The organism is Sphingopyxis sp. SCN 67-31 (genome assembly GCF_001725095.1).
On record NZ_MEFH01000064.1, the window covers coordinates 32,371 to 49,493 of the forward strand.

Below are 17,123 nucleotides of genomic sequence, written 5' to 3' on the forward strand. Positions count from 1 at the left end.
CCGATCGGTCAGGGCGCGCTGCCCACCACCAGCATCGCGGCGAAGACGAGCAGCCCGGCGAAGCGGTTGCTGCGGAACTTGGCGAGCGCGTCGGCGCCGTTCGCGGGGTCGAGCGTCGCCACCTGCCCCGCCAGATGCACCGCCACCGGCACCAGCGCAACGAAGACCAGCGGATCGGGTCGCACGATCCACAGCGCCCCCGCCCACAGCGCGAGCGCGGTCGCATAGCACAGGCCGACGCCGCCGCGCACCTGGTCACCCAGCGCGCGCGCACTCGACTTGACGCCGACCAGCGCATCGTCCTCGATGTCCTGGAGCGCATAGATGGTGTCGTAACCGATCACCCAGGCGATGCATCCGGCATAGAGCAGCGGCAGCGCGAGGCCGTCGCTGCCCCCGGCCGCGATCCAGCCGACGAGCGCCCCCCACGAAAAGACCAGCCCCAGCCACGCCTGCGGCCACCAGGTGATGCGCTTCATGAACGGATAGGCGGCGACGAGCAGCAGGCTCGCCACCGCGACGACCTGCGCGCGCAGCGGCAGTTGCACCAGCACGACCAGCCCGACGAGCGACAGCGCGAGCATCCACAGCGCCGCGCCGCGCACCGAAACCGCGCCGCTCGCGACGGGGCGCGACGCGGTGCGCGCGACCTTCGCGTCGAGGTTGCGGTCGACGATGTCGTTATAGACGCAGCCCGCGCCGCGCATCGCGATCGCGCCGGCGAGCATCCACAGGAACAGCGGCCAGTGATCGCGCGCGCCGCCCGCCAGCGCGATCCCCCACGCGCAGGGCCAATAGAGCAGCCACCAGCCGATCGGCCGGTCGAACCGCGCGAGCAGCGCATAGGGGCGCAACCCCGCGGGCAGGAGCGCCAGGAAGCCGCGAAGCTGGCTGTCGGGAGGAGGGGCGGTGGTCATGCGTGCCGGGGCGATAGCAGAGCGCGCCGACGAGATAAATGCCGGACCGGGCGCGGCGTGCGCCGATCAGCAGGCGGACTTGGTGGCCGCCGGAGAGGGGTTGTAGACGCCGTCGCCGTCCTTCGGCCCATCCAGATCGCGCGGCTCGCGGATATTGAAGGCCGCCGTCGTGGAGATTCGCCGCGCGCCCAGCCACTTGCCATAGAGCAGCGGCTGATAGTCGTAGCTGATCTCGACGAACATCACCGCCGTCCCCGCCGCGGCCGTGACCTCCTTGCCTTTCAGCCCCATGCCCGGAAAACTCGTTCCGGTCTTGCCGGTGCCCTGCGCGCCATAGGCCGAGGACACCGCGAGATCGCCATAGCAGCGCTGCCAGTGAATCCACTGGCCGCCATCCTTGTTGCGTTCGAGGCTCGACAGGATGATCCGCCCGTGCCGCTTGAAATCGAGCGCGTCGGCCTGCTTTTCCGCCCCGATGAACAACTCGTTGATATCGATCTCGCGGATCGGCGGCAGCGACAGATTGCTGCCCGCTGCGATGCGCGAGGCGTTGTCGGCGGTGTTGAGGCCGATCTGGCTGATCCGCGTGTGAGTCAGCGCAAGGTTCGCGATCTCCAGTCCGGCGAATCCCACCAGCACCAGAAAGGGAATGGCGAAGGCCATCTCGATCAGCACCGTGGCGCGAATGTTGCGCGCCAGGCGCCGCGCGGTGATCGCCAGGCGGCGGCAAGGGCGGGAAAGAAGCATCATTTCAGGCAGCTATCCGGTGTAATGTCGCTACCGTTCGCAAAGGGCTGGTTGCGCAGGATCGTGACCGCCGACAGCGTCGAATAGGGGGACTGCCCCAGCATCTTCCACACCGGCAGCACGCGGTCGAAGCGCATCGTCACCGTATAGAGGACGACGTCGTCGGCGCCGCCGTTGCCGGCCTTGCCGCCATCCTCGAAACAATCCTCGGCATCCAGATAGCCGTTCTTGTTCGTATCATAATAGCGCCGAGGGACGTTGAGCTTGCTGAACTCGTCATAGGCGCGCCGCGTGAATTTCACATCGGCGCCCGCGAACACCTGCTGGACCTGCTCCTTGACGCGGGCATCGAGCGCCGATTGGTCGCTGGAATAAAGCTCCAGCGTCGAATCGCGCCCCGCCTTGGCGACGGCGCCTTGCAGGACCTGCTGCGCGTACATCTGCCAGCAGAAATCGAAGATCCCCATCAGGATCAGCAGGAACAGCGGCGCGGTGAGCGCGAATTCGACCAGCGCGACGCCGCGACGGTCGCGGCGAAGCCGGCGGATCAGGGCGCGGCGACGGCTCATTGCGACAGCCTGAGCTTCGAGATCTGGCGGGCGATCGCCTGGAACTGCGCGTTGAGCTGCGCCGCATTGTCGGCCTCGAACGCCTGCCCCGTCGAGGCGCAGCTGTTGAGGTTGCTGTTGCTGCCGACGCCGAACGAGATCACCCAGATCGTCAGGCCCTTGCGCTTCGCGCTTTCGCACAGCTGCCGGAAGCGGTTGTTGTGCCGGTCGATCGCATCATTGTCGCTGGTCGCGCCGATGCGCGGCATCGACCGCTCCTGCCCTTGGTGCGACAGGTTGGCGCGCGGCGTCATCATGTCGCCGTCGGTCATGAACACGATATGCCGGCTGACCGGCCGCCCGTTATAGGGCCCGTTGTCGGCCGCGAACAGCCCGGTCGGAGAGATCAGGCGCGCACCCCACGCCATGCCGGCGTCGTGATAGGTATAGCCCTTGGGTTGCAGCGTCTTGATATATTTATCGAAGTCGTCGTGATCCGCCTTGGTCATCGTCGTCAGGTTCATCGCCGCGACCGGGCAGGCGGCATAGTCGCCGCCCTTGTCGACGAAATTCTGGTAATTGGTCGTCACCCCGGTGCGTTCGGTCACCCGCTCGCGGTCGTAGGTGACGTCGGGCAGGAACATCTTCCATTGCGTCTCGGCATCGCTGGCGGACGGGACCATGTCGATGTCCATGTCATAAGCGTCCGACGGCGCGGACTGGCTCGACCCGAATTGCGTCGTCGCCCGCTCGATGATGCACCCCGCCCAGCTGGTCGTGACCGTCGTCCCCTGATAGCCGGTGTCGGTCTCGATCGTCGATCCGCTCTTCAACGGGCCGGTGTCGAACTTGCGGTCGAAATAGGTGTATTTGCCGTCGAAGACCGTAGTCAGCGTCTCGGTCTTCGTCACCTTGTAGGTGCGCGTGAACGTCCAGCGGAGCCTGTCGATCTTGCAACTCCTGGAACTCCATGTTCCCTTGTAGCTGTAATATTCGTAGGTCCGCTTCGAATCGGATGTGGTGATGCGCGTAGTGCCGTCGACAACCGGATTCGAGACATTCTGATCCTTGCTCTCGATCATCTTGGCCGAGGCGCTGTCGTCCCAGGTCGTGCATTCGTCTCTGGTCTTGTCCGCCGTCCCCGCGCTCTTCCAATCCTCCTGCCCGTTCTTCTTCTTGTCAGAAACGGGATCGGTCGCGGTATAATCGTCGGACACCACCGTCCGGGCGTCGCCCCAGACCTCCTTGGTCACCGGCTTGCGGGACGGGAGCCAGACGGTGTCGGCGAGCCAGTTGGAATTCTTCGCCACCAGAATCTGGCCGACATTGACCGACGAGCTGTAGGGAACGACGCCGAAGCGCAGCCGTCCGTCGCCGATGTCGGCGTTGGTCAGCGTGTCGAAGAAATCGACCGCCGCCTTGCGCAGCGCCTCGATCTTGGTGTCGTCGTCCGAAGAGGAGGCCTTGCGCGCCATCGACCCGGTGACGTCGAGCACCAGCATCACGTCGACGTTCGAGATTTCGAGCTTGGCGGTGCAGTTCACGCCGAGGTCGAACTTGTCCTTGCCGAAAATGTACATGATCGCCGTCGGCAGCTTGACGCTGGCGGTGCCGACGACATCGGCGGCGCTCGTCGACTGCGAGGAAAAGTTCACCGCCTCGCTGCCATAGATGCCGTTCGGAAAGTTGAAGGCGAACATCTTGTTCGCCTCGGCCTTGTGGTCGTCGCCATAGACGCCCGCCGCCATCGCGCGCCGCCCCGCGAGCACGCCGGCGTCGCACGCCTGTTGCAGGCGAAGCTGCGTCATATAGGCGCGGCCGATGTCGACCGCCGACCCGACGATGCCGATCACCGGCACGATCGCGGCCGCGGTCAGCATCAGCGCGTTGCCGCGCTGGTCGCGGATCAGGCGTCCGGCGCCCTGCCGGAGGCGGCACCCAAGACGGCGCCCGATATGTCGGATGTCGGTCCCACCCATGGTCTCAAACCCCTCGATCGACCCGCGTACGCCCCACAGATGCGCGGCGGGTATCCTGCCTCTATCGGAAAACTGCTTACCAAAATGCTAAGCCGCACCGCCCGCATGGCCCGGAAAACCGCGCCTCCTGCCCCGCAACGGGACAGTCCGCGCGCAGGGATGAGCGCGGGTGCGCGCCGCCGCCGCCCATGCTATGGCCCCGCGATGCCCGCGACTCCCGCCTGGCCCCCCGCCAGCACGCCCCGCCTGTTCGTCGACACGCCGCTCGGCCCCGACGCCGCACCGGTCGTCGACGGCGCGGCGGCGCATTATCTGCTGCACGTCATGCGGCTGAAGCCCGGAGACCCGCTGCTGCTGTTCGACAATCGCAGCGGCGAGTGGCTCGCCACGGTCGCCGATGCGGGCAAGCGCGCGCTGACCGTCCGCATCGAGCGCCGGACGCGCGCGATCGAGGCGGTGCCCGACCTCTGGCTGTGCTTCGCGCCGGTCAAGAAGGCGCGGCTCGACTGGATCATCGAGAAGGCGACCGAACTGGGCGTCGCGCGGCTGCAGCCGGTCATCACCGAGCGCACGATCGTCGAGCGCGTCAAGCGCGAGCGGCTGGAGGCGCAGATCGTCGAGGCGTGCGAGCAATGCGGCCGCACCGCGCTGCCGACGCTGGCCGAGCCGGTGAAGCTGCCCGCGCTGCTGCGCGACTGGCCACAGAGCCGCGCGCTGCTGTTCGCCGACGAAGCGGGGGGTTCGCCGTTCGGAACGGTCGATGCGCCCGCGCCCGCCGCAATCCTGACCGGCCCCGAGGGCGGCTTCACCGAGCGCGAGCGCGCCGCGCTGCTCGCCTGCCCCGCCGTCCGCCGTATCGCGCTCGGCCCGCGCATCCTGCGCGCCGAGACCGCCGCCGTCGCCGCGACCGCCCTGTGGATGGCGCAGCACGGCGACTGGGGGGCAGCGGCGGGCGCGGTCTCCCCCGAAGCGTGACGATCAGTCGATGCGGGCGCGAAAGCGGATGGTGAAGCTGGGGCGGCTCGTCGCGCTGGTCGCGTGGCTCATATTGCCCGAGGGCGCGATCCGCAGCCCCCGCACCGCCGGGTCGTAGGTCCCCGTCGGCGTGTAGCTATAGGGTGCGCCGCCGCCCGGCTGGTTCGAATAGCCGACGTTCGACGCGCTGAATCCCAGGCCGCTCGCCGGCGATCCGTTGCTGAAACTGACCGAGCCGGTCTGGAAGGTGACGCCCGGCGGCAGCGGATCGACGAGCACGATCGCATTCGCCCGGTTGCTGTTGCTTCCGGTCCCGATGCTGGTCACGGTGATCGCATATTCGACGATCGCGCCGGGGATCAGCTTGGGATTGGTCGTGCCGTTGACGGGGTCCGAAATCGGCGTCGAGCTTTTCGCGATGACCAGCACGCCGCCGGTCGCGCGCGTGTTGGTGACGATGCAGGTGACGACGTCGCCGAGCTGCGGCGTGATCGTCCCCGGCGCCACACCCGGCAGCACGGTCGAGGAGCCGGCGGCGGCGTTGGTGCAGCCAAGCACCGCATCGTAGCGCGCGAGGTCAGCGGTCCCCGCCGCGATCTCGTCGAGCGTATAGGCGGTGCCGGGGGTCAGCCGCACCATGCCGGTGTCGCCGCCGCCGACCGTGGTGCCGGTGCCGCTGGTGGTCGCGTTCGCCACCGCCACCGCGCCATCGAGAATGCGGACGGTGAACTGGTCGCCGCTGTAGCGCCGCCCTCCGCTGCCCAGCGCCTTGCGGAGGCGCAGGTGCGGATAGGGGGTGTTGGTGAAGGTGCAGGCGATCGCATCGCCGAATTGCAGCGGCGGCAGGGTGAACGATGTCGCGACCACCCCGACGGGCAGCGGCGTCGCCGATCCGCTGTTGCCGTTGGTGCAGCTGATCGTCGAGCGATAGGCGGACAGCGCGCTGGCGCTGCCCGCCGCCATCTCCTCGCTCAGCGTCACCGAAAGGCTGGAGGCGAGGCTGACCGGCATCGCGTTGAACGGGCCGTTGCCGCTGCCGCTCGTCGTCCCCTGCCCCAGCAGCGCGCCGCCGCTCGCCGCGCGGATGCGGAAGAGGAACTGGTCGCTGGCGTCGATTCGCACCCCCGCGATCTGCTTCGACAGCCGGACCGAGGCGAAACGCACCGCAAGCATGATGCCCTGCAGCCCGCCCGAGGTGATCTGGGCGGTGACGGTCGTCGGGCTGTTCGACCCGACGATATAGGCGCCGACCGTCCCGGCGGTGCCGGTGACGGTGACGGTCGAGGTGCCGATGCCCGATCGGGCCGGATAGGTCGTTCCGCTGGTCGGCGGCACCTGGTCGAGCAGCTGCCACGCGCCGCCGTTGGTCGTGAACACTAGAGATTCAGTCTCGTTCGACGATTCGGCGTCGGCGACGACGAAGGAATAGGCAGATGCGGCCGCCCCTGCGGGCGGGGTGATCGCGATGCCTCCGATCGTGACGGTGCGCGTTCCCGATGCCGTCGAATAGAGCACCGGGCGGCCCGGTATCCCGAGGAAGGCCGAGTTGCCGACCGCGGCGCCGGTCCACGACGGCGCGGCGACGGCGGAGAAGGCGCTGCCCGATGTCGGCGTCACGCGCAGGTTGAAGCGCAGGACCGAACCGTCGGTCAGCGTGAAGCTCATATTCTGGCCCGCCGCGCTGCGCGCGGTCGCGTCGCTATATTGGCTGAGGTCGAGCCAGCAATAGGTCTCCCACCCCGCGGGCGCGGTCCCCTGGCTCGTCGCGGGGGCGCAGCTTTGGGCATACGCCGGCGCGGCGGCGAGCAGCAACGCCATCAGCAACGCGAAACAGGCCAGCAGCAGCGGGCGGAAGACGCCGCGCGCGCACGCTCGCATCGACGAGGCGCACGGCGGTGGGCTCGCGGTCCGCCACCCACCGGCCCGCGACGCAATCTGGTCCCTGGTCATGCCCGCGCTTGTGGCAGCGAAAGGTTAATTCGCGGTCAACCTGTCCCCTCCTTTACCCCCTGCGCGGGGCCCGTCCTTTTTGCTGGTGCAAGCCGCGGCGCCTGCCTAAAGCGGCGCGATGAGCACGCGTACGGTTTCAGATCGAAACGATCCCATCATCGAGAGCCGCGACCAGCTCGCGGCGCCCATGATCAAAGGCGAGAAGCCGAAGGACCGCTGGCGAATCGGCACCGAGCACGAGAAATTCGTCTATCGCACCGCCGATCATCGCGCGCCCTCCTATGACGAGCCGGGCGGCATCCGCGACCTGCTGACCGCGCTGACCCGCTATGGCTGGGAACCGGTCGAGGAAGGGGGGAACGTCATCGCCCTGTCGGGCAGTGACGGCGCGATCAGTCTCGAACCGGCGGGGCAGCTCGAACTGTCGGGCGCGCCGCTCGAGAATCTCCACCAGACCTGCGCCGAGACCGGCCGCCACCTGAAGCAGGTGAAGGAGGTCGGCGCCGAACTCGGCCTCGGTTTCCTCGGCCTCGGCATGTGGCCCGACAAGACGCGCGACGAACTGCCGCGCATGCCGAAGGGACGCTATGCGATCATGCTCGACCACATGCCGCGCGTCGGCGGCATGGGGCTCGACATGATGCTGCGCACCTGCACCATCCAGACCAACCTCGACTATGCGAGCGAGGCCGACATGGTGCAGAAATTCCGCGTCTCGCTCGCGCTCCAGCCGCTGGCGACCGCGCTGTTCGCGGCGTCGCCCTTCACCGACGGCCGGCCCAACGGCTATCTGTCCTATCGCAGCCACATCTGGACCGACACCGACCCCGCGCGCACCGGCATGCTGCCCTTCGTGTTCGAGGACGGCTTCGGCTACGACCGCTATGTCGACTATATGCTCGACGTGCCGATGTATTTCGTGTTCCGCGACGGGCGCTACATCGACGCGGCGGGACAGAGCTTCCGCGATTTCCTGAAGGGCCGGCTTCCGGCGCTGCCCGGCGAGCTCCCGCGCCTTTCCGACTGGGCCGACCATCTGTCGACCGCCTTTCCCGAGGTGCGGCTCAAGAGCTTCCTCGAAATGCGCGGCGCCGACGGCGGACCGTGGAATCGCATCTGCGCGCTGCCCGCGCTGTGGGTCGGGCTGCTCTACGACCAGGGCGCGCTCGACGCGGCGTGGGACCTCGTCAAGGACTGGAGCATCGCCGACCAGCAGGCGCTGCGCGACGCGGTGCCGCGCGAGGGGCTGGACGCGGCGGCGCCGGGCGGCGGCACCGTCGGCGACCTCGCGCACCGCGTTCTCGATATCGCGGCGCAGGGGCTGGCAGCGCGCGACGAGGTCAATTCGATGGGCGACAACGAGGTCGGCTTCCTAGAACCGCTGCGACAGATCGCCAAGAGCGGCAAGTCGCCCGCGCACGACCTGCTCGACCGCTACGAAGGCGCATGGGGCCGCGACCTGTCCAGGATTTATGGCGAGTTGAGCTTCTGAATACGATTCTCCCCTCCCGCTTGCGGGAGGGGCAGCGAGACTTGGGAGCTTGCTCCCTAGTCGCAGCGGGGTGGGCAATCACACCGTCGCCAGTCCCTTCCCCCCGCAAGCGGAAGGGAGAATAAGGATCACGCCACCGGCCCCACCCGCGGGTCGGGCTCCAGCCGGATCAGCGGGCGCGCCCGGCCCGTCAGCCGCGTGAACAGGCGCGGCACCAGCGCGTGCCGCTGGGCCCAGTTCCAATAGGCGACATAGGCGGGATCGGCGAGCAGATGCTTTTCCTCTGTCTTGGCGCGCCAGTAATAGACCCCGCTGACCAGCCCGAGGATGACCATGTTGCGCGCGCCTTCGACCCAGCCTCCGGCAGTGACCAGAAAGGGCAGCGAGCCGACCCACCAGCTCAGATTCTTGGACACATAGGCGGGGTGGCGGGTCAGCGCATAGGGACCGTGGGTGATGACGCCGCGATGCGTGAGGTTCGAGAAGCGGATGCCGAACGCCATCGTCGCCCAGGCATAGACCGCGACCAGCGCGACGAGCACGACGCCCCACAGCATCATCAGCGTCTCGTGCCCCTCCAGCCAATAGCCCCAGTCGGACCCGTTCACCGTATAGTCGAGCGGGCCGCCGTTCATCAGGATGAAGGGTGGGTAGCAGACGAGCGCCGCGACCCACGCCATACCATAAGGGTTGGCGGTGCGGATGTGCGAGTCGAGCGGCTTCAGCGTCAGGATATAGCCGACCGTCGCGACATGGACGTCGACCAGATAGAGCAGATTGATCGTCCACAGCGCGATCATGTAGGGATTGGCGAGCGCCTCGCTCACCGGCACGGTGACCAGCGCCGCGAAATTGCCCGGCACGATCGACAGCATGAAGGCGGTGAAGAAGCCCTTCACCGCCCAGGCGCGGAAATGATGGCCGATCGCGCGGCCGTCGACGGGTTGGCCGGGAGCAATCAGCCAGCGGCCGAACTGGTAGCAGCCGTCGCGCGGTTCGACCATGCGGCGGTCGAGCCACAGCATATAGGGCACGGAGACGAGCAGCAGCCACGGCGCTACCCGCTCCAGCAGGTCCATCGCGAAGGCATAATTGCCCTCCCAATAATAGCGCATCGTCGCATAGAAGAGCGCGATCAGCCCCCAGGTCGCCCACAGGCCGGCGATCTTGGTCAGGCTGATGTCGACCGTTTCGCGCCACGGCCGGCGCTGCGACCAGTCGATGCCGGTCGAGGGGTTGCGATGCACCTTGTCGACGAACAGCGACCACAGCACCATCGGGATGCCGCAGGCGAGCACGCTGGCGATTGCCGAATTGGGGCCGTCCATCGGGCCGCGCGTACCCCAGTCGATGCCGAACGCGGCCGCGATCTGCGGCGCGTGGCGCGCGATCAGCAGGTAGGAGAATAGTCCGGCGATACCGACGATGCCGACCCCGGCGCTGACCGCCGAACGCGGCCGCGAATCGGCGGCGGGCGCGTCTTCGGCCGCAGCGCCGGTCGCGGGGGAGAGCGGAAGATCGGACATGGCGGTCACGCTTTTCCCATAGGGTCAGGACCCATGGATTGCACGTTCGAGGCGTCGAAATGGCGAAGATATCGGGTTTGGGCGGATGCAGCGGGTAGCATCGCTACCCGCAAGGCCGCGCGGGCCTGAGATCGAAGCCATTTCGGCGTCGCTTCGCGATTTGACCGATTTTGCCCATGGCTTCGTCGGCAAGTCTGGAAATATCGACATATTCCTACGCCTTGCCTCCTCGCCCTGAGCAAAATCGCTTCAAACCTCGAGCGCGCAATCCATGGGTCCTGCCCCTAGCCCGAAATGGTAAGCAAGCCGTCAACGATGCGGGCGAGTCGCGCGCCCTCGCCGCGTCAGAAAGCAACCATTTTGGCCGTTTTCCACCGTTCATCGTGCCATCGGTTCGATTCAGCCCGACTCGCGGCGTGCGGATTCGCGCTGGCGGGGAGTCGCTGGTAAGGCGCCGTTCCAGTCGGGGGCGGAGGGCTCCAAGCAGAACAACAAGACGGGGTCGTGACTTGTCTTCCCAATCGACGGGCCTGCGCCCATGGCGCCAGCGCTGGAATGCGCTGTTTCAGGACCATGAAATCTTCATCCGCACCCACGGCCATGTCCGGTTCGTGCGGGTCAGTGCGGTCTGGCAGAAGCGCGTCGCGCTGATCGCCGCGGCGGTACTGCTCGCCTGGGCGGCGGTCACCGTCGCGATTTTTGTCAACCAGCTTCTTTCCGCCGACGAACGGGCCGAGGTCGCGCGCAAGCAGGCCGCCGCAACTGCCGCCGAGGCGCGCATCGCCCAGTATCGCGACCGTGTCGGCGAAATCGCGGCCGACCTCGACGAGCGCCAGGCGCAACTCGAGGAATGGCAAAAGACCTATTTCGGCGCCGAGGCGCTGCCCGCCGCCGCCGATGACGACAAGACCGGGGCCGCCGCGGACAAGCCGCCCGAAACAAATCCCCTCAAGACGAGCGCGGTCGATCCGCGCCTGCCGCCCGAGGCGCAGGCGCTCGCGCGCATCGAGGCGCGGCAGGAGGTCTTTTCGGCGCGGCTGCTCGCCGCGGTCGGCGCGCGCGCCGCAAAGGCCGAGGGCGCGGTGGCGAAGCTGGGGCTCGACCCCGCGTCGCTGGTCCGCAACGCAGCGGCCGGCCGCGGCGGTCCCTTCATCCCCTTCCGCGGCCGCATCGGCGCTGCGGGCGCGCTGGGCAAGAGTTTCGCGGCGCTCGAAGGCGCGCTGTTCCGCATGGAGGTGCTCGAACGCACGCTCGTCGCCATCCCCTCGGGCCAGCCCGCGCATGTGCTGATGCTCTCGTCGAGCTACGGCTATCGCAGCGATCCCTTCACCGGCGCGAGCGCGATGCATTCGGGGCTCGATTTCCCCGGTCCGCTCGGCACCCCGATCCTCGCCGCGGCGCCGGGCAAGGTGGTGTACGTCGGCCAGCGCGCGGGCTATGGCAATGTCATCGAGGTCGATCACGGCCAGGGGATCATGACCCGCTATGCTCACCTGTCGGGTTTCACGACGCGGGCGGGAGCGCAGGTCTCCGCCGGGCAGCAGATCGCCAAGATGGGCTCGACCGGGCGTTCGACCGGCAGCCACCTGCATTTCGAAGTCCGTCTGAACGGCGTCGCGGTCAACCCGCGCCGGTTCCTGGAGGCCAAAGCCGATGTTCTTGAAGTCAAAGACGACGCCCGACAGCGAGTCGGCGCCCTCGCTTCCGCCACCCCCGGCCGGGGCGCCCGCTAGGATGGCGACCGGCGCGCGCCATACGACCTTCTCGATCCTCGGATCGGATGTCGTCGTCACCGGCAACGTATCGGCCAGCGTCGACCTGCACGTCGACGGCAAGATCGAGGGCGACCTGAAATGCGCCAACCTCGTCCAGGGCGAGGCGAGCGAGATCAAGGGCGCCGTGGCCGCCGAAACCGCGAAGATCGCCGGGCTGGTTGACGGCTCGATCGAGGCGAAGACGCTGATCGTCCACGCGACCGCGCGGATCACCGGCGACGTGACCTACGAAACGATCACGATCGAGAATGGCGGCCGGGTCGACGGCAAGCTGTCGCACCGCCGCCACGGCGCCGCGGCGCCGGGCGCGGCCAAGGCGCCGCCGCCGCTGGAAATCGTCGAGACCCGCACCGCGTAACGGCGCGCGCGCTCACCCGCCGCCGACGACCCACGCCAGCGCTTCGTCGCGCGCGCCGGGCTCGAAGACGCGGTAGCTGATGCGCGGCAGCAACGCGCTCTCGATCTTCGTCGCCGCGCGGATCCAGCCCTGATCGGCAACCACCGCGACGCGGCCGAAGCGATCCAGCTTGCCGAACAGCGGCAGCGCGCGCTTCATATAGGCGCCCAGTCCCGCGATCTCGATGCCGTCGATCGCCTGCGTCTCGACGAAGACGTGCACCTTGTCATGGCGCGCCATCGCGCCGTCGAGGCGGTCCATGATCGCATCGAGTTCGCTGCCGCTGATCCGGTCCGATACCTTGAGCGCGATCACATCGTCCGCGCTGTCGATCATGTCGAGCATGGCCTTTCTCCTGCTTCGTCCCTACGCGCCGCTGCGCCCGGCCGTTCCATTGGGGCGCGGCTTTCCGTCCCGCACCAGCGGCGAGCCGAAACCCTCGGTATATTGCGGGGCGTCGTCGGTGATCCGCACCCACGGCGCCTTCGATTCGACGAAGATATGCGCCGCATAGCCCCGGAACCCCGGATCGTCGTCGAGCAGGCCCGCCGGCACGAAATAGATTTTGCCGCCGGGGTCGGCATGCGGCGCGGGGCTCCCGCATGTCGGGCAGAAGCTCGACGTCCAGCCGTCGCTTTCCGGCACCACGAAGCGGGCGACCTCGGCCTCGCCGCGCAGCCAGCGGAAACTACCCACCGCAGTGTAGAAGACGGCATTGCCGTCGGTCCCCGACACCTTGCGGCATTTCGAGCAATGGCACTGCCCGGCCGGGCCGATCTTTCCCTCGATCGCGAACGCCACCGCCCCGCACAAGCACGATCCGGTGATTGGCTTGGACATGGAACCCTCCTCCCGCATCCGATCCGGCGAAGATAGGCGGATCGGGGCCGACCGCAATCGCATAAAGCGGGGTCTGCTCCTGTCTGCTTCCCGGCGGTCGCTGGGGCCCAGAGGCTTGCCGGAAAGCGCGGAACCCGCCCTCAGTTCCGCGGCGCCTGCCGGCGATAGCTCAGCGCCTCGGCGATATGGATGCGGCCGATCGTCTCCGCCCCGGCAAGGTCAGCGATCGTCCGCGCCACGCGCAGCATCCGCGTATAGCCGCGCGCCGACAACCGCATCGCCTCGGCCGCCTGCGCGAGCAGATGGCGCCCCGGCTCGTCGGGGGTGGCGACGGCTTCGAGCAGCTCGCCGTCGATCTCGGCATTGGTGCGCGCCTTGTGCCCGGCGTAGCGCGCCGTCTGGACCGCACGCGCCGCCGCGACGCGCGCCGCGACCTCGGCGCTGCCCTCGGCGGGCGGCGGCAGGACGAGGTCGGCGGCGCTCACCGCACGCACTTCGACATGCAGGTCGATACGGTCAAGGAATGATTATGTTTTCAAGTGATTTACGATATGATGAGCTATGGGTTATATTGGACCCATGATGCTGATCGACCCGCCGTCCGTCTTTTCTCCCGTTGCGGAATGGCAATCGTTCCTGCACGATATGGAAGCCATAGAGACCGACGATCAGGCGGATATGGCGTCGATCGCGGAGTATATTGAGATGGCGAAAGGGCAGGTGGCTCGCCTGTCCCGCCCTTCCGATTAAAGTCAGTTTTGCCCGTGCGCCCGTGCGATGATGGCTGCTATAGTCTCCCGCTGGGACGCCTGATAAGTCGGCGCGCCGACTCTGATGTTGTCCATAAGTTCATCTGCCTGATTGCGAGCGAGCACATCGTTAAGGACAGGGGCGGCGACCTGCGCAACAAGAGCAAGCCCTTTCGCTGGTTTGCGCTGCTCCGTTTTCCAGCCAAGCGGTTGGTCGTCGGCGATTGTCCCAGCGGTAAGCAAGCGTCCCATTGCCCTTTCCATCTCGTGGATCGAACGATGATTACACCCCTCGGCTCGCCTATGTGCGAATACCCGTGGAGCGTAATTCCGTGCTTTCGCTTTTGCCGACACGCTCTCTTCCCGCGTTGTCGATTCCTTAAGGTGGCGAAGGAAAATCTGTTCGTCCCTTTGTTGCTCTTGCGTAGCCTTGCCTTCCTGATCGACATCGGAGGGAAGGACAAATGCGCCAAAATGCCATAGCAATTCGAGGGCTTCGCCTGACTGCCCATAGTTTGATTTTTCAATCACCAGATGGCGCAGGTCTGGATTCTTCGAGGCGATAACCGAGTTGTCAGGACGCCCCAGATAGAGGCGATTGCGGCTGGCATTGCTCCACGATGTTGAGCCCGCATATTTGGAGCCTTCCGCTTTCGATGTATGACCGAGTAGCAGCACAACGCCATTGATCGACAGCGCCAGCTTATTGAGCGCGGACATGAATCGAGTCACCTGCCCCGCGTCGTTGGCATCGCCATTAAAGACCATGTTAATGTTGTCGATGATGACCAGCCGCGCGCCTGTCTCACGTGCCTTGTCGCCGATTGCGGACAATAAGTCGCTTGGAGACCAGCGCCCTCGGTCAAAATGACCGAGACTCGAATCCATCCCGAACCTTGACTGGATATAATATTCGCACTGGTCGGCTGGTGAGAGGGAAAGCGAGCGGGCGATAGATTGCTGGCGTCGGGAAAGTTCATCCTCGTCGTCCTCGCAATAAAAGGCGAGAACGGGCGCTTTGGTCGCCTGACAATTCCAGAGCGTTTTGCCAGAGGCGACAGCCGACGCCATTTGCATTGCTACCAGCGACTTGCCTTGCCCGCCGTCCCCGAACAAGGTTGACACACAACCTACAGGCAGCCAGCCGTCCAATAGATATTCGCGGTCTGGGACATCCCGCTCCGTCATCTCAGCCGCCGTTTTCAGGGTGCCAAAATAGCGCTCATCAAAACATTGGGCGGGTTCACGCCAATTGCGATACGCCCTGTCAAACTGATCGAAAGATACGCCCTTGCCATAAGCCCATTGCCGCAAGTCGGCGATATCGTCATTTTCTGGATCAAGTCCACCGAATAACTTTTTCAGGTCAAAATTGTCGGCGATATTGGTGTCTCTAAAGATGTCTGTGATTGTTTCGAATTGTTGTTGTTCCATATAATAAATTTTATTACCTTGTTTGTGTTGAAATAGCCGACGCATCGGCTGCTTGCTCTTGTGGAGCGCGGAGCGCCCAGCAAAGGGCGTTTTCAGCCTGTCGTGCGATATCGGACGGAGCCGAGCGGGACAGGTGAAGTTCAGACCATTCGGACGCCAAAGCGGCGAGAACGGCGATATTGATTGGGATATTGTCCCGTATGGCGTTTTGAGCCGCATACAGGCAGAAACGGTGATCGCGGCTACCTTGTTCGGCTGGAAGGCTCTCACGCATCCAGCGGCTCACCAAGGGCGAACTATGAAGGCTCCCAATGGTAGACCAGACTCTTGAATCGGCCCCGCGCCCGCGCGCCAGATATTCAATCTCATCAGGTGTCAGCTTTCCAGCTTGATAGGAAGGAACGGCGCTTGATTTACGGGAAGGTTCACCGCCCCGGGGCGGTGAAGGAACGGCGCTTGAATGACCGAAACCTATCAGCCCGCTGGTGGCAACGATTGCGTCAATATCCGCGTCGGACAGAATGGGACGGCTGGCACCAGCCGATGATGTTCGGAATTCATTGAATGGATCGGTTAGCTTGATCCGCTTTTGCTTGCCCGCGTCCCAGTAATCATCGCCGTGCCATTGTGCTGGCAGGAAGGATAACCGAGCGGGGTCTTTCGTTGCCCGATCAACTGCCCCGTCAAATTTGACATTACAGGCTTCCCACGTCGCTAGCCAACTGTCGGCTGGCACATCCTTCGCCAAGGGAAAGATGATGCGGTAGCGATTATGACCTGCCGTATTGGTCGTCGTGGTGTAAGCCGCAAAAGAGTAGCCTTGATAGTCAAGCCTGCGGCACATCGCCTCGAATGAAAGATACCGCCGATCATCGGCACCGATGTCAAAATCAGCCGCAAACATCGACAGGTGGCGGACATTGCCGTTCGCCCGCTTGCCTTCGCAAAGCCCAGCAATCAGGGCTGGGCAGTCCAGCTTGGCAGACCTGTGGCGTTCGATGGAGAAAGCATCCTGAAGGAAGGACACGATATCCGACCAAGTCAGTTCGTAAGGGGACGCCTTTGGGTCGCGCGCGTTGTTGAAATAGGTGATAAACATGTTCGTTCGTTGCTGGAGGGATCAGGAGACCCGACCCCTCCGATATGGATAAAGCAACAATCGAACACACCTATTTAGCCCTATTCGGCATTTTCGTTCAATATTCATTTTGAATCCAGCCATTCTTTTACCCGATCAGATCGGAATTTTATTGTTCGACCAATCATAGTCGGCTGAATAAATTCGCCTCTTCGGCGTATGCGATCAAGAGAAACGGATGATATCTTCAATAGATCAGCCGTCTCTTGTTTTGATAATAGTTCGTATGTCATGTATCTATTTAATCAAATGAGGTCATTGCCTGTCAATATTTTGCGCTTGGTTTGCGCACAGATACCCGATTTTGCGCCTCAGATAGTGGTCATCGTTTTTTGAGGCACGGTTTTCCGCCATTTTTTGCGCACAGATGTGCGCTTGGATGCGCCTCACATATGCGCTTGGTTTGCGCTTGGTGCGCTTGGATATGAAAAAACGGCAGAAAACCTATGCGCTTGGTTTGCGCACAGATGCGCCTCAGATAGTGGGGGGTATATTCACCCCCCCTTAGGGGGGGGGTTCATACCCCACTGCCATTTATCCGTTATATTGTCTTTTTTGTACCCGTCCGGTGAGGGCCGTGTTGTAGGTTGAGGTTTCGCGCGCTCATAAGCGTGCTCGTGTGAGCGAGCTTAAGGACGGATATGAGCCAGGTAACG

The 17,123-nt window shown here is 65.1% G+C and carries 16 protein-coding genes and 1 pseudogene; 5 read left to right on the top strand and 12 right to left on the bottom strand.

Going from position 1 to position 17,123, the window contains the following annotated elements:
* Window positions 1–8 precede the first annotated feature (8 nt).
* The 4 genes from ubiA to ABS88_RS13265 form a co-directional block, all read right to left on the bottom strand.
* Window positions 9–917, bottom strand: a complete 909-nt coding sequence (gene ubiA, locus ABS88_RS13250) for a 4-hydroxybenzoate octaprenyltransferase (protein WP_076073603.1) — start codon at window positions 915–917, stop codon at window positions 9–11.
* 66 nt (window positions 918–983) lie between these two features.
* Window positions 984–1,667, bottom strand: coding sequence for a TadE/TadG family type IV pilus assembly protein (locus ABS88_RS13255; RefSeq protein WP_104959278.1), 684 nt, complete (start codon window positions 1,665–1,667; stop codon window positions 984–986).
* The gene (locus ABS88_RS13260) at window positions 1,664–2,233 is read right to left on the bottom strand and encodes a TadE family protein (RefSeq protein WP_076073598.1); all 570 of its coding nucleotides are present in this window, start codon (window positions 2,231–2,233) and stop codon (window positions 1,664–1,666) included. Before ABS88_RS13260 ends, ABS88_RS13255 begins: the two co-directional genes overlap by 4 nt.
* Window positions 2,230–4,191 carry a TadE/TadG family type IV pilus assembly protein gene (locus tag ABS88_RS13265; protein WP_104959277.1) on the bottom strand — a complete coding sequence of 654 codons (1,962 nt, stop codon included), beginning with the start codon at window positions 4,189–4,191 and terminating at the stop codon, window positions 2,230–2,232. The genes ABS88_RS13260 and ABS88_RS13265 overlap by 4 nt, the downstream gene beginning before the upstream one ends.
* 204 nt (window positions 4,192–4,395) lie before the next feature.
* On the opposite strand from ABS88_RS13265, the gene ABS88_RS13270 reads away from it, so the two are divergent.
* Window positions 4,396–5,166 carry a 16S rRNA (uracil(1498)-N(3))-methyltransferase gene (locus ABS88_RS13270; protein WP_076073595.1) on the top strand — a complete coding sequence of 257 codons (771 nt, stop codon included), beginning with the start codon at window positions 4,396–4,398 and terminating at the stop codon, window positions 5,164–5,166.
* Window positions 5,167–5,169: 3 nt separating this feature from the next.
* On the opposite strand, the gene ABS88_RS13275 is transcribed toward ABS88_RS13270, so the two are convergent.
* On the bottom strand, window positions 5,170–7,116 hold the full coding sequence (locus ABS88_RS13275; protein WP_234002543.1) for a CshA/CshB family fibrillar adhesin-related protein: 1,947 nt from the start codon (window positions 7,114–7,116) through the stop codon (window positions 5,170–5,172).
* A gap of 118 nt (window positions 7,117–7,234) precedes the next feature.
* On the opposite strand from ABS88_RS13275, the gene ABS88_RS13280 reads away from it, so the two are divergent.
* Window positions 7,235–8,608, top strand: coding sequence for a glutamate--cysteine ligase (locus ABS88_RS13280; protein WP_286749978.1), 1,374 nt, complete (start codon window positions 7,235–7,237; stop codon window positions 8,606–8,608).
* A 128-nt stretch (window positions 8,609–8,736) separates the two neighbouring features.
* Here ABS88_RS13280 and ABS88_RS13285 read toward each other — a convergent pair whose 3' ends face one another.
* On the bottom strand, window positions 8,737–10,134 hold the full coding sequence (locus tag ABS88_RS13285; RefSeq protein WP_076073587.1) for a methyltransferase family protein: 1,398 nt from the start codon (window positions 10,132–10,134) through the stop codon (window positions 8,737–8,739).
* 509 nt (window positions 10,135–10,643) lie between these two features.
* On the opposite strand from ABS88_RS13285, the gene ABS88_RS13290 reads away from it, so the two are divergent.
* On the top strand, window positions 10,644–11,867 hold the full coding sequence (locus tag ABS88_RS13290; protein ID WP_104959273.1) for a M23 family metallopeptidase: 1,224 nt from the start codon (window positions 10,644–10,646) through the stop codon (window positions 11,865–11,867).
* A 1-nt stretch (window position 11,868) separates the two neighbouring features.
* The gene (locus ABS88_RS13295; protein WP_067180702.1) at window positions 11,869–12,267 is read left to right on the top strand and encodes a bactofilin family protein; all 399 of its coding nucleotides are present in this window, start codon (window positions 11,869–11,871) and stop codon (window positions 12,265–12,267) included.
* Between the two features lie 12 nt (window positions 12,268–12,279).
* On the opposite strand, the gene ABS88_RS13300 is transcribed toward ABS88_RS13295, so the two are convergent.
* From ABS88_RS13300 to ABS88_RS13310, 3 genes and pseudogenes are all read right to left on the bottom strand, one after another.
* Window positions 12,280–12,651 carry a SpoIIAA family protein gene (locus ABS88_RS13300; protein WP_076073584.1) on the bottom strand — a complete coding sequence of 124 codons (372 nt, stop codon included), beginning with the start codon at window positions 12,649–12,651 and terminating at the stop codon, window positions 12,280–12,282.
* Between the two features lie 21 nt (window positions 12,652–12,672).
* A complete protein-coding gene (locus tag ABS88_RS13305) occupies window positions 12,673–13,146 on the bottom strand; it encodes a GFA family protein (RefSeq protein ID WP_158682034.1) in 474 nt (157 codons plus the stop codon).
* Window positions 13,147–13,286: 140 nt separating this feature from the next.
* A pseudogene (locus ABS88_RS13310) lies at window positions 13,287–13,667 on the bottom strand (magnesium chelatase subunit ChlI family protein); the annotation flags it as partial.
* 58 nt (window positions 13,668–13,725) lie between these two features.
* On the opposite strand from ABS88_RS13310, the gene ABS88_RS13315 reads away from it, so the two are divergent.
* The gene (locus ABS88_RS13315; RefSeq protein WP_286749979.1) at window positions 13,726–13,896 is read left to right on the top strand and encodes a hypothetical protein; all 171 of its coding nucleotides are present in this window, start codon (window positions 13,726–13,728) and stop codon (window positions 13,894–13,896) included.
* A 2-nt stretch (window positions 13,897–13,898) separates the two neighbouring features.
* On the opposite strand, the gene ABS88_RS13320 is transcribed toward ABS88_RS13315, so the two are convergent.
* The 3 genes from ABS88_RS13320 to ABS88_RS25040 form a co-directional block, all read right to left on the bottom strand.
* Window positions 13,899–15,374, bottom strand: a complete 1,476-nt coding sequence (locus ABS88_RS13320) for an AAA family ATPase (RefSeq protein WP_286749980.1) — start codon at window positions 15,372–15,374, stop codon at window positions 13,899–13,901.
* On the bottom strand, window positions 15,343–16,428 hold the full coding sequence (locus ABS88_RS13325; RefSeq protein WP_286749981.1) for a hypothetical protein: 1,086 nt from the start codon (window positions 16,426–16,428) through the stop codon (window positions 15,343–15,345). The genes ABS88_RS13320 and ABS88_RS13325 overlap by 32 nt, the downstream gene beginning before the upstream one ends.
* Window positions 16,429–16,532: 104 nt before the next feature.
* A complete protein-coding gene (locus ABS88_RS25040; protein WP_353745082.1) occupies window positions 16,533–16,700 on the bottom strand; it encodes a helix-turn-helix domain-containing protein in 168 nt (55 codons plus the stop codon).
* Window positions 16,701–17,123: the final 423 nt, after the last annotated feature.

What these genes read in the sequence shown, in the direction of transcription:
- ABS88_RS13305 (WP_158682034.1), bottom strand. Translation starts at nt 13,146, where the DNA reads ATGTCCAAGCCAATCACCGGATCGTGCTTGTGCGGGGCGGTGGCGTTC.
- ABS88_RS13255 (WP_104959278.1), bottom strand. Translation starts at nt 1,667, where the DNA reads ATGATGCTTCTTTCCCGCCCTTGCCGCCGCCTGGCGATCACCGCGCGG.
- ABS88_RS13260 (WP_076073598.1), bottom strand. Translation starts at nt 2,233, where the DNA reads ATGAGCCGTCGCCGCGCCCTGATCCGCCGGCTTCGCCGCGACCGTCGC.
- ABS88_RS13295 (WP_067180702.1), top strand. Translation starts at nt 11,869, where the DNA reads ATGGCGACCGGCGCGCGCCATACGACCTTCTCGATCCTCGGATCGGAT.
- ABS88_RS13300 (WP_076073584.1), bottom strand. Translation starts at nt 12,651, where the DNA reads ATGCTCGACATGATCGACAGCGCGGACGATGTGATCGCGCTCAAGGTA.
- ubiA (WP_076073603.1), bottom strand. Translation starts at nt 917, where the DNA reads ATGACCACCGCCCCTCCTCCCGACAGCCAGCTTCGCGGCTTCCTGGCG.
- ABS88_RS13280 (WP_286749978.1), top strand. Translation starts at nt 7,235, where the DNA reads ATGAGCACGCGTACGGTTTCAGATCGAAACGATCCCATCATCGAGAGC.
- ABS88_RS13325 (WP_286749981.1), bottom strand. Translation starts at nt 16,428, where the DNA reads ATGTTTATCACCTATTTCAACAACGCGCGCGACCCAAAGGCGTCCCCT.
- ABS88_RS13315 (WP_286749979.1), top strand. Translation starts at nt 13,726, where the DNA reads ATGATGCTGATCGACCCGCCGTCCGTCTTTTCTCCCGTTGCGGAATGG.
- ABS88_RS13270 (WP_076073595.1), top strand. Translation starts at nt 4,396, where the DNA reads ATGCCCGCGACTCCCGCCTGGCCCCCCGCCAGCACGCCCCGCCTGTTC.
- ABS88_RS13285 (WP_076073587.1), bottom strand. Translation starts at nt 10,134, where the DNA reads ATGTCCGATCTTCCGCTCTCCCCCGCGACCGGCGCTGCGGCCGAAGAC.
- ABS88_RS13275 (WP_234002543.1), bottom strand. Translation starts at nt 7,116, where the DNA reads ATGACCAGGGACCAGATTGCGTCGCGGGCCGGTGGGTGGCGGACCGCG.
- ABS88_RS13265 (WP_104959277.1), bottom strand. Translation starts at nt 4,191, where the DNA reads ATGGGTGGGACCGACATCCGACATATCGGGCGCCGTCTTGGGTGCCGC.
- ABS88_RS13320 (WP_286749980.1), bottom strand. Translation starts at nt 15,374, where the DNA reads ATGCGTCGGCTATTTCAACACAAACAAGGTAATAAAATTTATTATATG.
- ABS88_RS25040 (WP_353745082.1), bottom strand. Translation starts at nt 16,700, where the DNA reads ATGACATACGAACTATTATCAAAACAAGAGACGGCTGATCTATTGAAG.